Raw genomic sequence first — 241 nt, 5'->3', positions numbered from 1 at the left:
CAAACTCACCCTGACGATGCCAGAAACCATGAGCATTGAGCGTCGCAAGTTGCTGAAGGCATTGGGTGCAAACCTGGTGCTGACCGAAGGCGCGAAAGGCATGAAGGGCGCGATTCAAAAGGCAGAAGAGATTGTTGCCAGCGACCCAGAAAAATTCCTGCTGCTTCAGCAATTCAGCAACCCGGCTAACCCGGAAATCCACGAGAAAACTACCGGCCCGGAAATCTGGGAAGATACCGAT

The 241-nt window shown here is 53.1% G+C and carries 1 protein-coding gene; it reads left to right on the top strand.

Going from position 1 to position 241, the window contains the following annotated elements; translation table 11 throughout:
- The coding region (locus tag FDX22_RS19610) for a pyridoxal-phosphate dependent enzyme (RefSeq protein WP_146717655.1) at positions 1-241 on the top strand (241 nt) is incomplete at both ends.

Source organism: Citrobacter sp. TBCS-14, from assembly GCF_005280805.1.
In the GTDB taxonomy this organism is placed as follows: Bacteria; Pseudomonadota; Gammaproteobacteria; order Enterobacterales; family Enterobacteriaceae; genus Citrobacter; species Citrobacter gillenii.
This window is presented reverse-complemented; position numbering and strand designations above follow the sequence as displayed.